Source organism: Sinorhizobium mexicanum (assembly GCF_013488225.1).
Taxonomy (GTDB): Bacteria; Pseudomonadota; Alphaproteobacteria; order Rhizobiales; family Rhizobiaceae; genus Sinorhizobium; species Sinorhizobium mexicanum.
Genome location: NZ_CP041238.1, coordinates 4164330 through 4183795 on the forward strand (window position 1 = coordinate 4164330; position 19466 = coordinate 4183795).

Consider the following 19466-nt stretch of genomic DNA (forward strand, 5'->3'; position numbering starts at 1 on the left):
CCACCTTCTCCCCGCAGGCGGGGCGAAGGAAACTCGCGGCGCCCTCTTAAGTCCCCTCGCCCCGCTTGCGGGGAGAGGGTTAGGGTGAGGGGCAATAACGACCGCGCTTCACTGCTCGAGTCGCGTCAGAAATTTCGATCGCCGCTCACGAGCCAGCAAGCGCCTTCTCGATCGCTGGCATCAGCCCTTCCTTGAGGCTGCGTTCGTCAAACGGGCCGACGCGCTTGTAGAGGATCGTGCCGTCGGCCCCTACGAGGTAGGATTCCGGGATGCCGTAGACGCCCCAGTCGATCGCGGCCTTGCCGCGCGGATCGATGCCGATCGCCGAGAACGGGTTGCCGAGCTCACCGAGGAACCGCAACGCGTTTTCGTTCTGGTCCTTGTAGTTGATGCCGACGACCAGCAGCCTCGGATCCTTGGAGAGCTCAAGGATGATCGGGTGCTCCTGCCGGCAGGGCACGCACCAGGACGCCCAGACATTGACGAGCGTCAGCCTGCCCTTGACCGCCGTATCGTTGAGCGCAGGCATCGGCTGGCCGGCAAGCGTCGCGCCTTCAAGCGGCGGCAGGTCGAGCTTCGGCGCCTTCGTGCCGATCAATGCGGACGGGATTTCGCTTACATCCTTGCCGGAATTCAGCTGGCTCCAGAAGATCAGCGCCAGTGCCGCGAAGATGATGAGCGGCAGCGCCGCAAATACGAAGCGCAGAGCGCCGGGCTTGCGCTCGTCCGGCTGGGGTACCTGCGTGCTGCTCATCGGCCGGCCCCGCTTGACGCTTCGGCCGAGCGGCGTCGAATGCCCGCCGCCTCGAGTTCCTTCAACTCACGCTGGCGCGCGCGGCCATCGCCGATGACCCAGAACACGAGTCCCGCCACCGTAACGGCGGCGACAGCATAGCTGGCAAAGACATAGGCGGCGTGGCTCATCATAGTGCCTGCGCCTCCCGGCCGGCGTTGCGCACAGCCTGACGGCGGAGCGACGTGACCCGGCGGCGCCAGATCTCGTTGCGCATCGCGGCAATGTGCAGCGTGAAGAACAGGAGCGTGAAGGCGACCGCCATGACGAGAAGCGGCCACAAGAACTCGGAATCGATCGTCGGACCACCGAGACGCATGACGCTCGCCGGCTGATGCAGCGTGTTCCACCATTCGACCGAGAACTTGATGATCGGAATGTTGACGAAGCCGACCAGCACGAGCACGGCGGAGACGCGGGCCGAACGGGCAGGATCGTCCATGGCGCGATTAAGCGCGATCAGACCGAGATACATGAGAAAGAGCACGAAGACCGAGGTCAGCCGCGCATCCCAGACCCACCAGGCACCCCACATCGGCTTGCCCCAGAGGGACCCGGTGACGAGCGCGAGAAAGGTAAAGCAGGCGCCGATCGGCGCGGCCGCCTTGGCGGAAACATCGGCGAGCGGGTGGCGCCAGACGAGCGTGCCGAGCGCGGAAATCGCCATCACCGTATAACACATCATCGACAGCCAGGCTGCCGGCACATGCACGTACATGATACGCACGGTCTCGCCCTGCTGGTAATCGCCTTCGGTGGTGAAGGAAAGCCAGAGGCCAGCAACGAAGAACAGGGCGGTGGCAGCAGCAAACCAAGGCAGGACACGCTCCGCCAGCGCCAGAAACCGGGTGGGGTTGGCGAGATCGCTGAATTTGCGGATAGCCAGGCTGTTTTCGCTCATGACGGCTCTTTAACGCGGAAGCATGACTTCCGCAATTGACCCTGGTCAATCACGATTGCGTTAGATCCCGCCGGCTTCGGTTCTCAATCGGCCGAATGCCTGAGCGCGGCGGCAGCGGCGACCGGACCTATCACTGCGAAGAACAGGGTTATCGCCATCAATATCATGAAAGGCGGCAGAAACGGGGCGGGATCCTCGATCGCCGCATAAACTGCACTGACACCGAAGATCAGCACCGGGATGGCAAGCGGCAGAACGAGGATCGAAACGAGCAATCCGCCGCGCGGCAAGGCGACCGCGACCGCGGCGCCGACCGCGCCGATGAATGTGATCGCGGGTGTTCCGGCAAGAAGCGTGAGCATCGTGGCGCCGATTGCCAACTCGTTCATATTCATGAAGAGGCCGAGCAGCGGCGAGGCGATGACGAGCGGCAGGCCGGTCGCGGCCCAATGGGCGGCGCACTTGACGAAGACGGTCAGAATGAGCGGTGTCTCCTGCATCAGCAGGAGATCGAGCGACCCGTCCTCGCGCTCCGCCTGGAATAGACGGTCGAGACCGAGCAGCGAGGCAAGCAGCGCGCCGATCCAGAGCATCGCCGGGCCGATGCGCGACAGCAGGTTGAGATCCGGCCCGACCCCGAAAGGGACGACGGCAACGACCGTCATGAAGAACAGCACGCCGATCATTGCGCCGCCGCCGGCACGCACCGAGAGTTTGAGGTCGCGGAAAAAGAGGGGGATCAATGGGTGAACCCCTTCATCTGCAAGTTCTGCGTCGACCCGAGCCCCAGAGGCTGATGGGTGGCAGCAATGACGATGCCGCCCCGTTCGAGATGAGCCGTCACAAGCCCGGCGAACAGCCTGTCCGCCCCGGTATCGAGCGCGGCGGTCGGCTCGTCGAGCAACCAGATCGGCCTGTAGGCGACGAGGAGCTTCGCCATCGCCATGCGCCGCTGCTGGCCGGCGGAAAGATAGCCGAAGGGCAGGTGCGTGATGCCGGCAAGCCCGACGGCTTCGACGGCTTCGTTGACGTCGATGCCGGAACCTCCGGGCGAATCACCCATGAAACGCTGCCAGAAGGAAAGATTTTCCCGGACGGTCAGCTCCCGCTTCATCGCGTTGCGATGGCCGAGATAATGGCTGAGCTCGTAGGGATGCGCGATTTCCGCCGGTCCTCCCTCGACTCTGAACCTGCCCGATTCGGCCCGCAGGAGCCCCGCAAGAACGCGAAGCAAGGTCGACTTGCCGGAGCCGTTCGGCCCCGTCACCACAAGGGCCTCGCCGGCGCCGAGAGCAAAGGAAATATCGTTAAAAATCAGGTCCTCGCCGCGCCTCGCACTCAAACCTTCAGCCAGCAGGCGCATGTATTTTCAGCTTCCCTTGACGCTCTCTGCCGCACACCAAAAAAAGTTCCGATTGAACCTTGGTTGGTCTGGCACCATCTGGAGAAATTATCTATAACGCGGCCAACACGCCAGCGGTCGGCGTGAATTTCATCCAAGCGCCGAACATGGAATGACATTCCACGTACGGACAGCGGAAATGGCCGCACCCGCATCCCATTTCGCGCTTCACAGGCGCTCGGGCGTTCGTACGTCAGCTTTTGGCGATCAGACGGAACGGGGTATTATCCAGTGTCCAAATCCCTAGACAGCTTCAATTGTCGCTCCACGCTCACCGTCAATGGCGTGGATTATGTCTATTACAGCCTTCCGAAGGCGGAAGCGAACGGCCTCGCCGGTGTTTCGAAGCTTCCCTATTCGATGAAGGTGCTGCTGGAAAACCTGCTGCGCAATGAGGATGGCCGCTCGGTCACCAAGAAGGACATCGAGAACGTCGCCGCATGGCTCAGCGACAAGGGCACCGCGGAAAACGAAATCGCCTACCGTCCGGCACGCGTTTTGATGCAGGACTTCACCGGCGTCCCGGCCGTCGTCGACCTCGCGGCAATGCGCGACGCCATGGTCTCGCTCGGCGGCGATCCGGAGAAGATCAATCCGCTCGTCCCCGTTGACCTCGTCATCGACCACTCGGTCATCGTCGACGAATTCGGCACGCCTCAGGCCTTTGCCCGCAACGTCGAACTGGAATACCAGCGCAACGGTGAGCGCTACCGCTTCCTGAAATGGGGCCAGCAAGCCTTCAAGAACTTCCGCGTCGTGCCGCCCGGCACCGGCATCTGTCACCAGGTCAACCTGGAGTATCTCGGCCAGACGGTCTGGACCCGCGAAGAAGACGGCGAAGTGACCGCCTATCCCGATACCTGCGTCGGCACCGACAGCCACACCACCATGATCAACGGCCTCGGCGTGCTCGGCTGGGGCGTCGGTGGTATCGAAGCGGAAGCCGCGATGCTCGGCCAGCCGGTCTCCATGCTGCTGCCGGAAGTCATCGGCTTCAAGCTGACCGGCAAGCTCAAGGAAGGCGTGACCGCGACCGACCTGGTGCTGACGGTCGTCCAGATGCTGCGCAAGAAGGGCGTGGTTTCGAAGTTCGTCGAATTCTTCGGCCCGGGCCTCGACAACATGACGCTCGCCGACCGCGCGACGATCGGCAACATGGGTCCGGAATACGGCGCCACCTGCGGCTTCTTCCCGGTCGATGCCGAAACCATCAATTACCTCACCATGTCCGGCCGTGAAGAGAGCCGCATCGCGCTGGTCGAAGCCTATTCGAAGGCGCAAGGCATGTGGCGCGAAGGCGACGGCTCCGAGCTCGTCTTCACCGACACGCTGGAACTCGACCTCGGCGACGTGGTGCCGTCGATGGCGGGCCCCAAGCGCCCGGAAGGCCGCATTGCGCTCGAAAACATCGCCTCCGGCTTCGCGACGGCGCTCGAAAGCGACTACAAGAAGCCCGACCAGCTTGCGAACCGTTATGCGGTCGAAGGCACGGATTTCGACATCGGCCATGGCGACGTTGCGATCGCAGCCATCACCTCCTGCACCAACACCTCGAACCCGTCGGTCCTGATCGCCGCCGGCCTGCTCGCCCGCAACGCGGTCGCCAAGGGCCTGAAGACGAAGCCGTGGGTCAAGACCTCGCTCGCGCCCGGATCGCAGGTCGTCGGTGAATATCTGGCGAAATCCGGCCTGCAGGCCGATCTCGACAAGCTCGGCTTCAACCTGGTCGGCTTCGGCTGCACCACCTGCATCGGCAACTCCGGCCCGCTGCCAGGCCCGATCTCGAAGACGATCAACGACAAGGGACTGATCGCCGCCGGAGTTCTCTCCGGCAACCGCAACTTCGAGGGCCGCATCTCGCCGGACGTCCAGGCGAACTACCTCGCCTCGCCGCCGCTCGTTGTCGCCTACGCGCTTGCCGGCACGGTCCAGAAGGACCTGACCAAGGAGCCGATCGGCGAGGACAAGGACGGCAAGCCGGTCTACTTGAAGGATATCTGGCCGACCTCGCAGGAAATCCAAGACTTCATCTTCAAGTACGTCACCCGCGAACTCTACGCGACGAAATATGCGGACGTGTTCAAGGGCGACGCCAACTGGCAGGCGGTCCAGGTTCCGGCGGGCCAGACCTATGCCTGGGACGAGGCTTCCACCTATGTCCAGAACCCGCCCTACTTCGTCGGCATGGGCAAGAAGGGCGCCGGCATTTCCGACATCAAGGGCGCCCGCGTCCTCGGCCTCTTCGGCGACAAGATCACCACCGACCACATTTCCCCGGCCGGTTCGATCAAGGCCCAGTCGCCGGCAGGCTCCTACCTGCTCGGCCATGGCGTCGGCGTCGCCGACTTCAACCAGTACGGCACCCGCCGCGGCAACCATGAGGTGATGATGCGCGGCACCTTCGCCAATATCCGCATCCGCAACCACATGCTCGGCCCGAACGGCAAGGAAGGTGGCTACACCATCCACTATCCGTCGAAGGAAGAGATGTCGATCTACGACGCCGCCATGCAGTACAAGGAAGAGGGCATTCCGCTCGTCATCTTCGCCGGCGTCGAATACGGCAACGGTTCGTCACGCGACTGGGCGGCCAAGGGCACCAACCTGCTCGGCGTCAAGGCGGTGATCGCCCAGTCCTTCGAGCGTATCCACCGCTCGAACCTCGTCGGCATGGGCGTCATCCCCTTCGTCTTCGAGGAAGGCATGACCTGGGAGTCGCTGGGCCTGAAGGGCGACGAGGTAGTGACCATCGACAACCTCGCCAATGTCCAGCCGCGCGAAAAGCGCCTGGCGCGGATCACCTATGGCGACGGCTCGGTCAAGGAAGTTCCGCTGATCTGCCGCATCGACACGCTTGACGAGGTCACCTACGTCAACAACGGCGGCATCCTGCAGACGGTTCTGCGCGACCTCGCGGCCTGAGCCCGCCGACCGTCTACTGCTCGCAAGCCGGGGCATCGAAAGATGCCCCGGCTTTTCACGTTTCCGTAGCGGCGGGTGGCGAAATGCTCACTCCAACGTGACTTTCCGTTGAAGTACGGCCGTCGTATGTATGAATTCCAGCATTCGAGCCTGCCTACAATAAAGTGACGCCATGACATTCGCCTATAGAACAACCATCCGGCGTCTCGCCCTGACGATATGGTTCCTGACGGCAGGCTGCGGAGCGGTTACGGCGGACGACGGAAAGACAATCAAGGGCGTCGTCGAACTCTTCACCAGCCAGGGCTGCTCCTCCTGTCCGCCGGCGGATGCGGCGCTGAAAAAGCTCGTCGATGAGGGCGATGTCGTCGCGCTCGCCTATCACGTCGACTACTGGAACTACCTCGGCTGGGCCGACACGCTTGCTTCCAAGGAAAATACCGAACGGCAATATGCCTATGCCCGCATGCTCGGCCGCAACGGCGTCTATACGCCCCAGGCGGTCCTCAACGGGCGCGATCATCTCAACGGCGCCAATCTGCAGGCGATCAGGAGCCGGCTCGACGCGATGAGCACCGAGGGCCGGGGACTGGCCGTTCCGGTCCAGGCCGCGATTGGCGACGATGGAATCTCGATCAAGGTCGGCGCCGGCGAAGGCAAGGCGAATGTTGTCGTCGTCTATTTCGAGCGGGCCAAGGTGGTCGATGTCGAGAAAGGCGAAAACAGCGGCAAGCAGATCGCCTATTGGCATGCCGTGCGCGACATACAGACGATAGGCATTTGGGATGGCAAGCCGGCCGAATTCACATTGCCCGCCTCCGTCCTCATTGAAGGAAATGGCAACAGTGGCTGCGCCGTCCTGCTGCAATCGATGAAGGATGCGGAAACGCCGGGGGCCATTGTCGGGGCGGCAGCCGTTCTTGCCGGCCCGCAGGGCAAGCTTTGAACCCGGTGATTTTCTGCATGTTCCTTACTTTGCGCGTCTGACCGGACGCGCGGCGCGGAGAGACGGGGGTGGTTCGGCCCGGCAGCATCGAGGGGCTGGGGCTGAGGGTTCGAAGTTACCGGACCGAACCGGTCATGTCTGCGTTCGTAATATCTCCCGCAGCATGACGACCTGTCCGGACATACGGTGGCAACGACTCTGTCCGGCAGCGGTCGAAGTCTTGCCGTGAATTGGGGCGCCGATTTGACTGAATTGCGGCAACCGAAAGAATTGCCGGGATTGTTCACCGGCTTCCGGCTTGCTTTTCCGTTCGTGTCAGGCACACTGTCGTGGTCCTGTCACATCAGAAGGCCAAAATACTGATGACCGATCAACCGGATTTGCCGGAAGGCGAGACGCGTCGCCAGGGCCAGGCCACGTCGCAAGTGGTCGATTTTCACGAATACAAGAGCGCCAGGAATCCCCCTCCCGTTACATTTCATCGCCGCGAGCTGGATCAGATTTTGCGGGTCTATGGCCGCATGGTCGGCGAAGGCGAATGGCGCGACTATGCGATCGACCACACGAAGGATCGAGCCGTGTTCTCCGTGTTCAAGCGATCGGGGGAAACGCCGCTCTACCGCATCGAGAAAAACCCGAAGCTTGCGGCAAAGCAGGGCGCCTATAGCGTGCTCAACGCCCATGGCACGATATTGAAGCGCGGCCATGAGCTTGCCCTGGTGCTCAAGGTGTTCGACAAGGTGCTGAAGCTCGTCGAGACCTGACGCGATATCTCCTTTGGAATTGCCGCCCATCCGCCCGCCGGCACTCTTCTCGCCGCAGGCGGGGCGAATGGTGGCGCGTGAGCGGAGCAGGTGAGGGTGATCCCACCGCTTCGAGGGGAACTACAGCGCCGCGCATCTTAATCAGAAGCGCAAAGGGCGCTCAGGTCCGGTAGAGCGTATCCGGATAGACGCCCTCGTCCGGATCCGAGGCTGCTCCATCTCCGAGGGCGAGTTGCATGATCGCCGTGTCCAGCCAGCGGCCATGCTTGAAACCGGTCGCCTTCATGAACCCCTGATGCTCGAAGCCGAGAGCGCGATGCAATGCGATCGATGACGGGTGCGCGCCGCCGATCACCGCCACCATCTGGCGGAAGCCAAGCGCGGTGCATCGCTTGACCAGTTCCGCGAGCAAGGCCCTGCCGACACCTTTGCCCCGGGCCTCGGGTGCGAGATAGATGGAATCCTCTACCAGGAACCGGTAGGCCGTCCGCGTGCGGAATGCGGAAGCATAGGCATAGCCGATGATCGCTCGCCCGTGGTCCTCCTGTGCCACGATGTAGGGATAGCCGCTGCCGGTTATCGTCGAAAAGCGGAGCGCCATCTCCGCCTCGGACGGCGGCGTTATCTCGTAGGTCGCCACGCCGTTCAAAACGGACTCGCGGTAGATTTCGGTAATTGCGGGAAGATCGGCAGCGACGGCGTCGCGGAGAGTGACAGACATGGGACTTCATGATGTTGGCTTGTCCCGATCAAATCGCATGGATCGGACCGAGCGATCAAGCCGTCTCCTGTAGCTTCCTTAGATCGAAGCCGAACAAAAAAGGCGGCCGAAGCCGCCTTTTCCGCGAATGCGTCCTGACTACTGGTTCCTGTTGCCCAGGAACTGCAGCAGGAACATGAACAGGTTGATGAAGTCGAGATAGAGCGTCAGCGCGCCCATGATGGCCTTGCGGCCAACAACCGCGGCGTCATCGGCCTCGTAGTACATTTCCTTGATCTTCTGTGTGTCGTAGGCGGTCAGGCCGGCGAACACGAGCACGCCGATCACCGAGATCGCGAAGGCGAACGCGGAAGACGCCAGGAAGATGTTGACGATCGACGCGATGATCAGGCCGAAGAGGCCCATGATCAGGAACGTGCCGAAGCCCGACAGGTCCTTCTTCGTCGTGTAGCCGTAGAGCGACAGCGCGCCGAAGGCGGCGGCCGTGACGAAGAACGTCTGCACGATGCTCTGGCCGGTGAAGACCAGGAAGATCGAGGACAGCGAGAGCCCCATCAAGGCGGCGTAGATCCAGAACGTCGTCTGCGCTGCGGAGACGCTCATCGAATTGATGCGGAAGCTCATGAAGAAGACCAGCGCCAGCGGCGCCAGCATCACGACCCACTTCAAGGGCGAAGCGTAGATGAGCTGGGCGAATGCCGGATTGGAGACGGCAAGCGCATAGGTTCCGTAAGCTGCTACACCTGTGATCGCCAGCCCGAGAGCCATCAGGTTGTAGACCTTCAGCATGTAAGCGCGAAGGCCTTCGTCGATCACGGCACCCGCCTGAGCGCCGGCGGGCGACATTCGGGTTTGGTAGTTTCTCAGATCAGCCATTGTTTCCTCATTTAAGCCCCGGTGGAAATGACGGTGTCGGGCGGTAAGTGTTTGTCCTTCAAGCGCCCAGGCGCCGCTGCGGGGCTCCAGCATGCCTGTGGACAAATATGATGTTGAATGCGGTCACGCACAAGAGCCGGAAGGGCCCGAATCGCGCAAAGCCGGGCCTCGAGCCATCAAACAAGGGTGATTTACGGTTAATCGCCGCGCTCACAACTCGCGCAGCACCGGAGCGGCCTTCTGGCCGAGAATGCGCCAGGTTCCGGCAAGACCGATGCCGACGGTCATGACGAGTGCTACTACGATCGTGGCGATCGCGACATCCGGGAGGAAATCGGACGGCAGCGTCATCACGCGGCTGACGACGAACCAGGCAGAAACACCTCCGGCAAACAGCGCGAAGACGGCAGTTGCGAAGCCGAGAATGATGTATTCGTAGCTAAAGGCGCGGATCAGCGTGCCGCGCGTGGCACCCAGCGTCTTCAGGACAACTGCATCGTGGATGCGCGCACGGTTGCCGGCGGCGAGCGCCCCCGCAAGAACGAGAACCGACGCGACAAGGGCGACCGCGGCGGCGGCGCGAATGGCCGTCGCAAGCTGCGCGAGAAGCGCATTGACAATATCGAGCGCATCCTTGACGCGCACGCTGGTGATCGTCGGATAGGTATTGGTCACCGACTTCAACACCGCCGCCTCCTCCTTGGCCGTCGCATCGGGATCGATGACCGTTGCGAGCCAGGCGTGCGGCGCGCCGGCAAACGTGTTCGGCGAGAAGACCATGACGAAATTGATCGACAGCGATTCCCATTCGACGTTGCGGAAATTGACGATCTTCGCGGTGATGTTGCGGCCGAGCACGTTGACGGTCACCGTGTCGCCGAGTTTCAGGCCGAGCTCGCGGGCTTCCTCCGCCGAGAACGAAACCAGCGGTTCACCCCGATAAGCCTCAGGCCACCACGTGCCCTCGGTGAGCGTCGCGTTCTCCGGCGGATTTTTGGCATAGGTGATGCCACGGTCGCCGCGCAGCACCCATTGCCCGCCCGGCGGCACGTTGCGGCTGTTCACGTCCTCGCCGTTGAACGCCACGATGCGCCCGCGCAGCATCGGCACTTCAACGACCTTGCCCTGTGGCATCGCCTGCGAAAGCAGTGACCGGAACCCTTCGATCTCGCTCCCCTGGATATCGACGAAGAAGAAGTTGGGCGCCCGCTCGGCCATGTGGCCGGTGAGTTCGCGCCGAAGGTTGCCGTCGATGAGCGCCAGCGTCACGAGCAAGGCGAGACCGAGACCGAGTGAAAGCACCACCGACGGCGTCAGGGCGCCGGGGCGATGGATGTTGCCGATCGCCAATCTCAGCGCCGGCGAGTTGACCCGCGGGCTGCGCCGCGCAAGCCAGGAAATAAGCCACGACACGCCGCGCAGCAGGATGAAGGCAAAGGCGATTGCGCCGAGGAAGATCAACGAAATGCTGCGATCGTACGCGGTCCAGACGGCAAGTCCGGCGAGCGCCGCAAGGCAGGCGAGCGCGCCTGCGAGATAGGGCCAAGCCGGGAAGCCAGTGGGTTCTAACCCCTGTTGCCGGAAGAGCGCCGTTGCCGGCACCCGGCGCGCGCGGCCGAGCGGCAGGATGGCGAAGGTGAGCGCCGTCAGCAGTCCGAAAAGCGCCGCGAGGCCGAGCGCCGATGGGTAGAGTTGGAAAGACGTCGGAACAGGCAGCACATCGGCGAGAAACTGGGCCGCGACGAAAGGGATCAGCGCGCCGAAAACGAGGCCGATGCCGATGCCGATCAGCGCGATCATCAGGATCTGCGCGAGATAGACCATGGCGACCAGTGACGCCGGGGCTCCGAGGCATTTGAAGGTCGCGATGACGCTGCGTTTGCCATCGAGATAGGCGCGCACGGCGTTGGCGACGCCCACCCCACCGACGATCAGCGCCGTCAGGCCGACGAGCGTCAGGAACTGCGAGAAACGCGTGATGTTGGCGTTGAGCGACGGGGCGGCATTGCCGCTCGTCCGGATCGACCAGCCGGCCGACGGGAATTGCTTCTCCGCCTCGGAGCGAACCGATGCGACGCGCTGAGGATCGGCAAGCTTGACCTTGTAGCCGTGCTCGACGAGGCTGCCGGTCTGCACGAGGCCCGAGGCGGCGAGGGCGTCGGCCGAGACCATCAGCCGCGGCGCAAAACCGAACCCGTCGGAAAGCGCGTCCGGCTCCCGGACGATCGTCGCGTTGATCCGAACCCGCGCATTGCCGAGCAGGATTTCTTCGCCGGGGCTGATGCCCAGACGCTCCAGCAGCAACGGCGCGGCCACGGCGCCGAACGCCTCCCCCCGTTTGGACAAGAGGTCGCCGAGCGGTCTGGCCGGCTCGCTTTCGACGGTGCCGTAGAGCGGGTAGGCATTGTCGACGGCCTTCAATTCGACGAGTGCCTGGTTGGATCCATCGGGGAGCCGCGCCATGGAGCGGAGCCCCGAGGAAACGGAGACCCTGCCGAGACTGTCGAGGAAGGCGCGCTCCTCGGCCGTCGCTACGCGATTGTTGAGTTCGAAGCGGATATCGCCGGCAAGGAGCTCTTGGCCCTGCGACGCGATCGTGGCGCTGATCGACTGCGAGAGGGAATTGACGCCCGCGATCGCCGCCGTGCCGAGCGCGATGCAGGCAAGAAAGATATAGAAGCCCTTGAGCCCACCGCGCATTTCGCGCAGCGCCAGTCGGAGGGCGAGAAGCGGGCGAAAGCGGTCGATGGCGCCCGTCCCGCTCATGCCGACGCCGCCGCCTGGTGAACGGAAGCGGACCTCGAATCGGGCTGTCCGCCGGAGACGATCTCGCCGGAGCGCACCTGAACCTGCCGCGCGCAGCGCCCGGCAAGTGCTGCATCATGCGTGACGAGAACCAGGGTCATGCCGCGTTCGCGCTGCTCCGCAAAAAGAAGATCGGCGATCTGCCGGCCGGTCTCGGCGTCCAGATTGCCGGTGGGCTCGTCGGCAATCAAGAGCTTTGGCGACGGCGCCAGCGCACGGGCGATTGCGACGCGCTGCTGCTCGCCGCCTGAAAGCTGCCCCGGATAATGCGTCAGTCGATCACCCAGGCCGACCGCGACGAGTTCCTGGCGCGCGACGTCGAAGGCGTTGCGGACATTTGCAAGCTCAAGCGGCACCGCGACGTTTTCAAGCGCGGTCATGTTGGGAATGAGGTGAAAGGACTGGAAGACGATACCGACGTTGCGGCCCCGGAAATCCGCAAGCCTATCCTCGCTCAGGCCATGCAGGGGCGTACCGTCGATGACGATCTCGCCGCTGTCCAGCCGCTCCAGGCCGGCGAGCACCATCAGCAGCGTCGATTTCCCCGATCCGGACGGGCCGACGATCCCGACGGATTCGCCGGCGTCGACTGTGAGGCTCACGGCCTTCAGCACATGGACTGCAGCCGCGGCCTCGCCCAGCGTCAAGTCGGCATTTTTCAACTCGATGATGGTTCTTGCCACGCGGAAACAGCCCTATATGAAATCGGATCGGATGACGAAACCGTTGCCCTCGGGGATTTAGGAACGAGCCTATGGCATTAAAAGATTTTCTGCGCTTTTTCTTGAGCCTGGCAATGACAATTGCGTTATCGTCAACGGTGCGCGCCGAGAGTGTGAGCCTCGTCGGCTTCGGCGACAGCCTCATGGCCGGCTTTCAACTCCCGCCCGAGGACGCCTTTCCTGCCCGCCTCCAAAAGGCCTTGAAAGACAAGGGTTTGGATGTCGCGATCACCAATGCCGGCGTTTCCGGCGACACGACTTCCGGCGGCCTTTCCCGCATCGACTGGTCAGTGCCGGATGGAACGAAAGGCGTCATCCTGGAGTTAGGTGCGAACGACGCATTACGTGGTATTCCGCCGGAACAGTCGCGGAAAAATCTCGAGGCGATGATCGCCCGACTGAAGGAGCGCGGCATCGCCGTGCTGCTCGCAGGCATGATGGCGCCGCCCAACATGGGAACCGACTATGCCGCCCGCTTCAACCCCATCTACCCGGAACTGGCGGCGAAATACGACCTCGAGTTCTATCCGTTTTTTCTCGACGGAGTGGTGACGGACGGCGCACTGAAGCTCGAGGACGGAATGCATCCGAACAGCCGGGGCGTCGGCGAGATGGTCGAACGCTTTTTGCCTGTCGCCGAACGATTCATTGCCAAGCTTGCGAAAGGAGACTGATCAATCGGTCCACAGTTAAGAGAAAGTTAACGCTCTGTCGCGTTAAATAACAGTTGCGTGCAGACTCGATGCGTGATTCGCTAAGACATCTGCAAGAGATTCGGGGAGCTCGCCATGCCGAGACTGTTTACCGCCCTCGAAATTCCGCGCAATGCAGCAATGAGCCTTTCTTTGCTGCGCGGAGGTCTTCCCGGAGCTCGATGGATTGATGTGGAGAACTATCACATCACTCTGCGTTTCATCGGCGATGTCGACGGACGCACCGCCGACGAGATCGTTGAAAGGCTCGACCGGATCGAACGCCCCGAATTCCAGCTGCAACTGACGGGCACGGGTGCCTTCGGCTCGAAAAAACCGCATTCGGTCTGGGCCGGCGTCAGCAACGAGCCGGAAATGTTCGCGCTCCAGGCGGAAATCGAACGCATCTGCCAGCGCCTCGGCCTGCCGTCGGACCCGCGCAAGTTCACGCCTCACGTGACGCTCGCGAGGCTGCGTTCCTCGCGCGTCGAGGATGTGGTGAATTATCTCTCCGGGCGCGGCAATTTCCTCACCTCACCTTTTACGGTCGCCCGCTTCGTTCTCCTCTCATCGCGCGATTCGGTCGGCGGCGGTCCGTACCTGACCGAAGAGGTTTTCCCGCTTCACGAGGCGCGGTCCCCGAGCCTCGCCAGCAGGGACAAGCACCCTGCGTCCAGCATCTGGTAGAGCGTTTCGAAGACCTCAGCCGCTTCGTAGTAGGGGTCCGGAACGTCTCCCGCCTGACCTGTGGCATAGCGCATGAATAGATGCACCTTGCCAGTCATTGCGGGCGGCGCGAGCGCGCTGAGGTCGCGGACGGTGCTCATGTCCATGCCGAGGATCAGGTCGAAGGCCGCAAAATCCGCCGTGCTGACCTGGCGCCCGCGCAGGGCCGCAATATCGATACCGTGCGCCTTCGCCACCGAAATCGACCGCTGATCCGGCGGGGCGCCGACATGCCATGCGCCGATGCCGGCTGAATCGACCAAAATCGCTCGCCCATGACCCGCCTTGTGCGCCAGATCCCGCATGACGCCTTCGGCCAGCGGCGAACGGCAGATATTGCCAAGGCAAACGAAGAGAATTCTGACCGGCTTCATGTTATCCAACTGGCGTCGGGAGTGGCGCGCCGCGACGACACGCCGCGCGTCTTTTCAGGCGCAAATGCCGCTGTAGCACTTTGAATTGCAGCATGTTTTTATCCTTATATCGGAACCGATTTAAGGATAAAAACTTCTTGTAGGCCGTTGTTAAGCACGAAAGATCACAGGGAGAAACAACATGAGGCCGGAAAAACTGGACGCCGAGGCTGTCGCCGAGCATTTGCACAAGATGGAGGGCTGGGTTCTCGCCGAGGATGGTGCGTCGATCTGGAAGGCGTTTCGGTTCAAGAATTTTGCCGAGGCGTTCAGCTTCATGACGCAATGCGCGCTTGCCGCAGAAAAGCTCGACCACCACCCCGAATGGTTCAACGTCTACAACAGGGTCGACGTTACGCTTTCGACGCATGATGCAAACGGGCTGACGGAGCTCGACTTCAAGCTGGCGGCAAAAATGGACCACGCGGCCGCCGGCCGGATGCCCGACCATTTGAAATAGCAGACACCCTTCCCATATCAGCCCCCTGCATGTTTCTCTGCGCGCCAGACGCGCGGCGCTGTTGGGCCCAAATCGGAAACGGACGCGATGGACGATATCAAGATCGGAGAAATTCTCCTTCCCGGCGAGGAATCCGAACAGGAGCGCCGGGAGCGCAAGGTACGTCGCCGGTTCTGGCCAACCTTTCGCCGCGCAGCCCGCCAGATTCCCTTCAGCCGCGATCTCGTCGCCGCCTTTTATTGCGCGGTGGATCCGAAGACGCCGACGCGCACGCGCGGCATTCTGCTCGCAGCCCTTGCCTATTTCGTCCTGCCACTCGACTTCGTGCCGGACATGCTGGCCGTCGTCGGCTTTTCCGACGACATCGCCGTGTTGACGGCCGCGTTCGCCGCGATCAGCGGCCAGATCAAGGAAGTGCATTATAACAAGGCTGACGAAGCCCTGCGCGACCGGCCGGATGAGGAATGATCGCTACGTCTGATCAGACGCGCAAAGATCGCTGTAGAGCTTTGAGTTTCTGCACGATGCGGGACCGCCGCATTTCTGCCTGAAAGACAAACTCTTGCCTGATTCTTTGTGACATAGATTCCGCAAACGCAGCGGCTGTGGGCGAATAGGCTGCAGGACAGTGCGTTGCGGCGAGATTTGAGACAGGGAACTCCTACCGGCCACGGCCCTCCAGAATTGACGATCGACTGAACCGGCAAACACGAAGAAACGGCACGCCGGGCAAGCGCGCCGGCTTCGGCTGCCGGGTGTGTCGCTGGTCTGTTTCGGGCGGAAACGATCGGATTGCGGTGATCGTTGACGGTTTAGTAACCTGAATTAAGTCAAAATAAATTAAAACGTGACTATGCGTTGCCCGTCTCACCTGTTTCGGGCAGTCGCAAGCAAGACAAGCGGCAGGACCTCATGTTTGTAAGAAAGATCGCAACTGCAATCGCACTCGTATTGGCAGCAGCCGGCGTTGCTTCCGCTCAATCTCCGACACGGATCCAGCAGTTCCAAGCCTGGGGCGCCTATTCCTACCAGGCCGGCGCCGGCAAGGTCTGCTACGTCCTGTCCGTTCCAAAGGAGAAGAGCCCCGCCGGTGTCGACCATGGCGATATCTTCTTCCTCGTCTCGCAGCGCCCGGGACAGAACATCAGCTACGAGCCTCAGGCGATGATGGGTTATCCGCTGCAGGACAATTCCAAGGTCAACGTGGTCATCGACGGCAAGACGTTCGTCATGTTTACCAAGGGCAATTCCGCCTGGGTGGAAAACGCTGCCGAAGAACCGGCGTTGGTGGCGGCGATGAAGTCGGGCAAGGATATGTCCGTCAACGCGAAGTCCCGCAAGGGGACCGCGACGTCCTATTCCTATTCTCTGTCCGGCATCTCCGCCGCGCTGAAGCAGATCGAAGCCTGCAAGTAACCTCAGATGCTTCAGCTATATCGCAAAGGCCGGCCCTCTGGACCGGCTTTTTTGCGTTGGCAATTGCCCCTCTCCTCGGGTTTAACCCGAGGACTAGCCCTCTCCCCGTACTGACGGGGAGAGGGGATTGGGCGCGTGCGGCTTGCCCCTTCTCCCCGCCTGCGGGGAGAAGGTTGCGGCAGCGGGATGAGGGGCAGAAAAAGCTTCATGTCGACTCGCGGCGAAAAGAATGCTAAAGCGCCGCCAAATTCAGAGCCCCGCGCCCATTGCCGCGCTCGAAGGCTCGCCAGATTTCAATTCGAGCATCGGAACACGATCCGGAACCTTCTCCGGACGGGCCGTCGCTGTTTGACAGGACATCGCAAGCATGGCAGCCACTGAGATCTTGAACAGGGCGGACATCGTCAAGGCGCCACAGGTCCGCCTGGCGCCACAGGCCGAGAAGCCATCGCTGATCGGTCTTGTGCGCGAAGACATGGCCAGGCTGCTCGTCGAGCGGGGCGTGCCCGAGCGCCAGGTCAAGATGCGTGTGAGCCAGCTCTGGCATTGGCTCTACGTTCGCGGCGTTTCCGATTTCGATCAGATGTCGAACGTCTCCAAGGACATGCGAGAGATGCTCAAGGAGCATTTCACCATCGCCCGGCCGGAGATCGTCGAAGAGCAGATTTCGAACGACGGCACGCGCAAGTGGCTCTTACGCTTCCCGCCGCGCGGCGCTGGTCGCCCCGTCGAGATCGAGACCGTCTACATCCCGGAGGAAGGCCGCGGCACGCTCTGCATCTCGAGCCAGGTCGGCTGCACGCTCACCTGTTCCTTCTGTCACACCGGCACCCAGAAGCTGGTGCGCAACCTGACGGCCGAAGAAATTCTCGCCCAGTTGCTGCTTGCCCGCGACCGGCTCGGCGATTTCCCCGAACGCGATACGCCGCAGGGCGCCATCGTGCCTGCGGAAGGCCGCAAGATCACCAATATCGTGATGATGGGCATGGGCGAGCCGCTCTACAATTTCGAGAACGTCAAGACCGCACTCCTGATCGCGTCCGACGGAGACGGTCTTTCGCTCTCGAAGCGCCGCATCACGCTCTCGACCTCGGGCATCGTGCCGGAAATCTACCGCACCGGCGAGGAGATCGGCGTCATGCTGGCAATCTCGCTGCATGCCGTGCGCGACGATCTGCGCGACATGCTGGTGCCGATCAACAAGAAGTATCCGCTGAAGGAGCTGATGGAGGCCTGCCGTGCCTATCCGGGCCTGTCGAACGCGCGCCGCATCACCTTCGAATATGTGATGCTGAAGGATGTCAACGATAGCCTCGAGGACGCCAAGGAACTGGTGAAGCTATTGAAGGGCATTCCGGCCAAGATCAACCTCATCCCCTTCAATCCGTGGCCGGGCACCAACTACCAGTGTTCGGACTGGGAGCAGATCGAGGCTTTCGCCGATTTCATCAACCAGGCCGGCTATGCCTCGCCGATCCGCACCCCGCGCGGCCGTGACATTCTCGCCGCCTGCGGCCAGCTCAAGTCCGAATCCGAACGCATGCGCAAGGTCGACCGCCTCGCCTTCGAGGCGATGATGATTGCCAATCACGGCGAGGACTGAGCCGGGAAGGAGATGCGCGGGGCGGGTTGCGCTCTGGTTCGCCCCTCATCCGGCCTGCCCGCCACCTTCTCTCCGCAGGCGGGGAGAAGGGACCATGCCGCGCTGTTCCAGTCGCCTCTTCCGCGAGCGGGGAGAGGACCAGGGGTGGTGAGCAATCTCCAATCGATGAAGAAGATTGATGGATGAAGCGCTCTCCATCGATTGATTTCATTGCTCCGCTTTCCTAAGAAAGCGGCGAATTCATCTGGAGCGGGATGAGAAACATGCGAAGCGGTTCATCCGCCGGCATCCCGTTCGCCAAACGGAGGACATCCATGCGCTCACTTCTCATAGCTCTTGCCGCCACCGTGGCGTTTTCGCTGCCGGCGCGCGCCGACGAAGTCACCGTTGCCGTGACGGCAATCGTCGAGCATCCCGCCCTCGATGCCGCCCGCGACGGCGTCAAGGACGCGCTCGCTGCCGCCGGCTACAAGGAAGGCGAAAACCTCAAGTTCATCTACGAGTCGGCGCAGGGCAACCCGGCGACGGCGGCACAGATCGCCCGCCAATTCGCCGGCGAAGCGCCGAGCGTCATCGTGCCGATCTCCACGCCCTCCGCGCAGGCGGTGGTTTCCTCGACACGTGATATCCCGGTGGTCTTCACCGCCGTCTCCGACCCGCTCGGCGCGCAGCTCGTCAAGGACATGGACAAGCCCGGCGGCAACGTCACCGGGCTTTCCGACATGTCGCCGGTTGCCGAGCATGTGAAGCTGATCAAGGAGATCCTGCCGAACGTGAAATCGATCGGCTACCTTTACAATTCCGGTGAAGCGAACTCCGTATCCCTGCTTGCGGCGCTCAAGGCCGAAGCCGAAAAGGCAGGCCTGACCGTGGTCGAGTCCGCAGCAACGAAATCCGCCGAAGTCCAGGGTGCGGCCCGCGCCCTCGTCGGCCGCGCCGATGCGATCTACGTTCCGACCGACAACACCATCATCTCCGCGCTCGAAGGCGCCGTGGCCGTTGCCGAGGAAAGCAAGCTGCCGCTCTTCACCGCCGATACCGATTCCGTCTCCCGCGGCTCGGTTGCGGCCCTCGGCTTCAACTACTACGACGTAGGCAAGCAGACCGGCGACGTTGTTGTCCGTATCCTGAAGGGTGAAAACCCGGGCGACATCGCGGTCAAGGTCGCGGCCGGCACCGACCTCGTGATCAACAAGGCTGCCGCCGCCAAGATGGGCGTGACCCTGCCGGAGAGCGTGGTCAAGCGCGCGACCCGCGTCATCGAGTAACGACTGCGTTCCGTTTGCGAACGCAAGTTGGTTGCC

The 19466-nt window shown here is 62.4% G+C and carries 20 protein-coding genes; 10 read left to right on the forward strand and 10 right to left on the reverse strand.

The genetic code is table 11. The features are described from left to right. Nucleotides 1–145: 145 nt before the first annotated feature. The 5 genes from FKV68_RS19605 to ccmA form a co-directional block, all read right to left on the reverse strand. Nucleotides 146–754: a DsbE family thiol:disulfide interchange protein gene (locus FKV68_RS19605; RefSeq protein ID WP_180939422.1), complete on the reverse strand. Its 609-nt coding sequence runs from the start codon at nucleotides 752–754 to the stop codon at nucleotides 146–148. Continuing rightward, entirely contained in the window at nucleotides 751–927 is a 177-nt protein-coding gene (gene ccmD, locus FKV68_RS19610; RefSeq protein WP_153436784.1) for a heme exporter protein CcmD, read from the reverse strand. The genes FKV68_RS19605 and ccmD overlap by 4 nt, the downstream gene beginning before the upstream one ends. After that, entirely contained in the window at nucleotides 924–1694 is a 771-nt protein-coding gene (locus tag FKV68_RS19615; RefSeq protein WP_180939423.1) for a heme ABC transporter permease, read from the reverse strand. The genes ccmD and FKV68_RS19615 overlap by 4 nt, the downstream gene beginning before the upstream one ends. 83 nt (nucleotides 1695–1777) lie before the next feature. Continuing rightward, on the reverse strand, nucleotides 1778–2437 hold the full coding sequence (ccmB, locus tag FKV68_RS19620; RefSeq protein WP_180939424.1) for a heme exporter protein CcmB: 660 nt from the start codon (nucleotides 2435–2437) through the stop codon (nucleotides 1778–1780). Next, entirely contained in the window at nucleotides 2434–3057 is a 624-nt protein-coding gene (gene ccmA, locus FKV68_RS19625; protein ID WP_180939425.1) for a heme ABC exporter ATP-binding protein CcmA, read from the reverse strand. The genes ccmB and ccmA overlap by 4 nt, the downstream gene beginning before the upstream one ends. A gap of 270 nt (nucleotides 3058–3327) precedes the next feature. On the opposite strand from ccmA, the gene acnA reads away from it, so the two are divergent. The 3 genes from acnA to FKV68_RS19640 all read left to right on the forward strand — a co-directional run bounded on the left by acnA (nucleotide 3328) and on the right by FKV68_RS19640 (nucleotide 7728). Then, nucleotides 3328–6018 carry an aconitate hydratase AcnA gene (acnA, locus tag FKV68_RS19630; RefSeq protein WP_180939426.1) on the forward strand — a complete coding sequence of 897 codons (2691 nt, stop codon included), beginning with the start codon at nucleotides 3328–3330 and terminating at the stop codon, nucleotides 6016–6018. Nucleotides 6019–6190: 172 nt separating this feature from the next. Then, nucleotides 6191–6964: a DUF1223 domain-containing protein gene (locus FKV68_RS19635; RefSeq protein ID WP_180939427.1), complete on the forward strand. Its 774-nt coding sequence runs from the start codon at nucleotides 6191–6193 to the stop codon at nucleotides 6962–6964. Between the two features lie 362 nt (nucleotides 6965–7326). Continuing rightward, the gene (locus FKV68_RS19640) at nucleotides 7327–7728 is read left to right on the forward strand and encodes a DUF2794 domain-containing protein (RefSeq protein ID WP_153436789.1); all 402 of its coding nucleotides are present in this window, start codon (nucleotides 7327–7329) and stop codon (nucleotides 7726–7728) included. 160 nt (nucleotides 7729–7888) lie between these two features. Here the strand turns inward: FKV68_RS19640 and FKV68_RS19645 are convergent, their stop codons facing one another. The 4 genes from FKV68_RS19645 to FKV68_RS19660 all read right to left on the reverse strand — a co-directional run bounded on the left by FKV68_RS19645 (nucleotide 7889) and on the right by FKV68_RS19660 (nucleotide 12813). Continuing rightward, a complete protein-coding gene (locus tag FKV68_RS19645; protein WP_180939428.1) occupies nucleotides 7889–8449 on the reverse strand; it encodes a GNAT family N-acetyltransferase in 561 nt (186 codons plus the stop codon). Between the two features lie 138 nt (nucleotides 8450–8587). Further along, nucleotides 8588–9325 carry a Bax inhibitor-1/YccA family protein gene (locus FKV68_RS19650; RefSeq protein ID WP_180939429.1) on the reverse strand — a complete coding sequence of 246 codons (738 nt, stop codon included), beginning with the start codon at nucleotides 9323–9325 and terminating at the stop codon, nucleotides 8588–8590. Between the two features lie 210 nt (nucleotides 9326–9535). Continuing rightward, nucleotides 9536–12091 carry an ABC transporter permease gene (locus FKV68_RS19655; protein ID WP_180939430.1) on the reverse strand — a complete coding sequence of 852 codons (2556 nt, stop codon included), beginning with the start codon at nucleotides 12089–12091 and terminating at the stop codon, nucleotides 9536–9538. Continuing rightward, nucleotides 12088–12813 carry an ABC transporter ATP-binding protein gene (locus FKV68_RS19660; protein WP_180939431.1) on the reverse strand — a complete coding sequence of 242 codons (726 nt, stop codon included), beginning with the start codon at nucleotides 12811–12813 and terminating at the stop codon, nucleotides 12088–12090. The genes FKV68_RS19655 and FKV68_RS19660 overlap by 4 nt, the downstream gene beginning before the upstream one ends. A gap of 71 nt (nucleotides 12814–12884) precedes the next feature. Here FKV68_RS19660 and FKV68_RS19665 point away from each other — a divergent pair, with 71 nt between their 5' ends. Then, nucleotides 12885–13526 (forward strand): arylesterase, encoded by a 642-nt coding sequence (locus FKV68_RS19665; protein ID WP_180939432.1) that lies wholly within the window; start codon nucleotides 12885–12887, stop codon nucleotides 13524–13526. 114 nt (nucleotides 13527–13640) lie between these two features. After that, nucleotides 13641–14231: an RNA 2',3'-cyclic phosphodiesterase gene (gene thpR, locus FKV68_RS19670; RefSeq protein WP_180939433.1), complete on the forward strand. Its 591-nt coding sequence runs from the start codon at nucleotides 13641–13643 to the stop codon at nucleotides 14229–14231. Here the strand turns inward: thpR and FKV68_RS19675 are convergent. Then, entirely contained in the window at nucleotides 14168–14644 is a 477-nt protein-coding gene (locus FKV68_RS19675; protein WP_180939434.1) for a low molecular weight protein-tyrosine-phosphatase, read from the reverse strand. The two genes, thpR and FKV68_RS19675, sit on opposite strands and share 64 nt — an antisense overlap. A 181-nt stretch (nucleotides 14645–14825) precedes the next feature. Here FKV68_RS19675 and FKV68_RS19680 point away from each other — a divergent pair, with 181 nt between their 5' ends. The 5 genes from FKV68_RS19680 to FKV68_RS19700 all read left to right on the forward strand — a co-directional run bounded on the left by FKV68_RS19680 (nucleotide 14826) and on the right by FKV68_RS19700 (nucleotide 19430). Next, a complete protein-coding gene (locus FKV68_RS19680; protein ID WP_180939435.1) occupies nucleotides 14826–15143 on the forward strand; it encodes a 4a-hydroxytetrahydrobiopterin dehydratase in 318 nt (105 codons plus the stop codon). 87 nt (nucleotides 15144–15230) lie between these two features. Beyond that, nucleotides 15231–15611, forward strand: a complete 381-nt coding sequence (locus FKV68_RS19685) for a YkvA family protein (RefSeq protein ID WP_180939436.1) — start codon at nucleotides 15231–15233, stop codon at nucleotides 15609–15611. Between the two features lie 444 nt (nucleotides 15612–16055). Further along, nucleotides 16056–16559 carry an invasion associated locus B family protein gene (locus tag FKV68_RS19690; RefSeq protein ID WP_180939437.1) on the forward strand — a complete coding sequence of 168 codons (504 nt, stop codon included), beginning with the start codon at nucleotides 16056–16058 and terminating at the stop codon, nucleotides 16557–16559. 367 nt (nucleotides 16560–16926) lie between these two features. Further along, nucleotides 16927–18162, forward strand: coding sequence for a dual-specificity RNA methyltransferase RlmN (gene rlmN, locus FKV68_RS19695; protein WP_180939438.1), 1236 nt, complete (start codon nucleotides 16927–16929; stop codon nucleotides 18160–18162). A 314-nt stretch (nucleotides 18163–18476) separates the two neighbouring features. After that, a complete protein-coding gene (locus FKV68_RS19700; RefSeq protein WP_180939439.1) occupies nucleotides 18477–19430 on the forward strand; it encodes an ABC transporter substrate-binding protein in 954 nt (317 codons plus the stop codon). Nucleotides 19431–19466: the final 36 nt, after the last annotated feature.

Coding starts and splice junctions, on each gene's coding strand:
- FKV68_RS19650 (WP_180939429.1), bottom strand. CDS start 9,325: ATGGCTGATCTGAGAAACTACCAAACCCGAATGTCGCCCGCCGGCGCT.
- FKV68_RS19685 (WP_180939436.1), top strand. CDS start 15,231: ATGGACGATATCAAGATCGGAGAAATTCTCCTTCCCGGCGAGGAATCC.
- FKV68_RS19690 (WP_180939437.1), top strand. CDS start 16,056: ATGTTTGTAAGAAAGATCGCAACTGCAATCGCACTCGTATTGGCAGCA.
- FKV68_RS19700 (WP_180939439.1), top strand. CDS start 18,477: ATGCGCTCACTTCTCATAGCTCTTGCCGCCACCGTGGCGTTTTCGCTG.
- FKV68_RS19675 (WP_180939434.1), bottom strand. CDS start 14,644: ATGAAGCCGGTCAGAATTCTCTTCGTTTGCCTTGGCAATATCTGCCGT.
- rlmN (WP_180939438.1), top strand. CDS start 16,927: ATGGCAGCCACTGAGATCTTGAACAGGGCGGACATCGTCAAGGCGCCA.
- FKV68_RS19615 (WP_180939423.1), bottom strand. CDS start 1,694: ATGAGCGAAAACAGCCTGGCTATCCGCAAATTCAGCGATCTCGCCAAC.
- FKV68_RS19640 (WP_153436789.1), top strand. CDS start 7,327: ATGACCGATCAACCGGATTTGCCGGAAGGCGAGACGCGTCGCCAGGGC.
- FKV68_RS19605 (WP_180939422.1), bottom strand. CDS start 754: ATGAGCAGCACGCAGGTACCCCAGCCGGACGAGCGCAAGCCCGGCGCT.
- FKV68_RS19680 (WP_180939435.1), top strand. CDS start 14,826: ATGAGGCCGGAAAAACTGGACGCCGAGGCTGTCGCCGAGCATTTGCAC.
- FKV68_RS19645 (WP_180939428.1), bottom strand. CDS start 8,449: ATGTCTGTCACTCTCCGCGACGCCGTCGCTGCCGATCTTCCCGCAATT.
- FKV68_RS19665 (WP_180939432.1), top strand. CDS start 12,885: ATGGCATTAAAAGATTTTCTGCGCTTTTTCTTGAGCCTGGCAATGACA.
- ccmA (WP_180939425.1), bottom strand. CDS start 3,057: ATGCGCCTGCTGGCTGAAGGTTTGAGTGCGAGGCGCGGCGAGGACCTG.
- ccmD (WP_153436784.1), bottom strand. CDS start 927: ATGATGAGCCACGCCGCCTATGTCTTTGCCAGCTATGCTGTCGCCGCC.
- FKV68_RS19655 (WP_180939430.1), bottom strand. CDS start 12,091: ATGAGCGGGACGGGCGCCATCGACCGCTTTCGCCCGCTTCTCGCCCTC.
- thpR (WP_180939433.1), top strand. CDS start 13,641: ATGCCGAGACTGTTTACCGCCCTCGAAATTCCGCGCAATGCAGCAATG.
- FKV68_RS19635 (WP_180939427.1), top strand. CDS start 6,191: ATGACATTCGCCTATAGAACAACCATCCGGCGTCTCGCCCTGACGATA.